This is a genomic window from Hydrogenophaga borbori (genome assembly GCF_003417535.1).
GTDB classification, from domain to species: Bacteria; Pseudomonadota; Gammaproteobacteria; order Burkholderiales; family Burkholderiaceae_C; genus Hydrogenophaga; species Hydrogenophaga borbori.
In genome coordinates this window covers 1-1174 of sequence record NZ_QVLS01000034.1, presented here as the reverse complement: position 1 = coordinate 1174, position 1174 = coordinate 1, and the positions used below count along the sequence as shown (strand labels likewise).

Sequence of the window (1174 nt, the reverse complement as noted above, 5' to 3'; positions counted from 1 at the left end):
GTCCCCTCGAAAACCTGAACCAGCCGGAGGTAGAGAATTCCCTCAGACGGAGTCTCTACATGAAGAAATCCAGATTCAGTGAAGCGCAGATAGTCGGCATCCTCAAGGAAGTCGAGATGGGCGCGAAGGTCGGCGAGACGTGCAGGAAGCACGGCATCAGCGAGCCGACGTACTACAAGTGGAAGAGCCAGTTCTCGGGCATGACGGTCTCACACCTGTCGCAGCTTCGCCAGCTGCAGGACGAGAACGCCAAGCTCAAACGCATGTACGCCGACCTGGCGCTGATGCACCACGCTCTGAAGGACGTCGTTGACCGAAAGCTCTGACCCCGGAGCGTCGCGAGGCGGTTGTTCAAAGTCTCATGGCCGAGCACGGTATGAGCCAGCGCAGGGCCTGCATTGCCAGCGGGATTGCTCGCTCCACGCTGCGCTACCAGCCTGTCGCACGCGACGATTCCGGGGTTATTGCCTTCGTTCAAGCCCACATGGCGCTCAACCCACGCCACGGCTTTGGCCTGCTGTACGACAGCGCCCGTCACCAAGACAAGCCCTGGGGCAAGACGGTGCTCTGGCGCGTCTACTGCGAGCTGCGGCTGAACCTGCCACGGCGGGGCAAGAAACGGCTGCCTGCGCGCATCAAGCAACCACTACACGCAGCAGGCCAGCCCAACCAGGGCTGGAGCTGTGACTTCATGTCTGATGCGTTGTGGTCCGGCAGGCGCTTCAGAACCTTCAACGTCATCGACGAGTTCAATCGCGAGGGCCTGCACATCGAGGTTGACACCAGCCTGCCGGCTGCGCGCGTCATACGGGCGCTCAACGAACTGGTGGAGGTGCGCGGTGCGCCGCTGTCAATTCGCCTGGACAATGGCCCTGAGTTCATCGCTCACGCCATGGCCCAGTGGGCTCAGAGCAAAGGCATCGCCCTGCAGCACATCCAGCCCGGCAAGCCCACGCAGAACGCCTATGTAGAACGATTCAACAAGACCTACCGCACCGAGGTGCTCGATTGCTACGTCTTCGAGTCACTGCAGGAAGTACGTGACATGACGGTCGATTGGCTGCATCGCTACAACCACCAGCGCCCCCATGAGTCCCTCGGCCGAATCCCACCGGTCGAGTACCGTGTCAAACTGTTCCCCAACCTCTACTTCTGACTGGCTCAGGAATTCGAG

Annotated in this window: 1 protein-coding gene; it reads left to right on the top strand. The window is 60.9% G+C overall.

All coding sequences use genetic code 11. From position 1 onward, the window contains the following. Window positions 1-59: 59 nt before the first annotated feature. A protein-coding gene (locus DY262_RS21485) for an IS3 family transposase (RefSeq protein ID WP_245981156.1) occupies window positions 60-1156 on the top strand; the annotation gives its coding sequence in 2 pieces (ribosomal slippage) (window positions 60-312 and window positions 312-1156; 1098 coding nt in all). The last annotated feature ends 18 nt before the right edge of the window (window positions 1157-1174 follow it).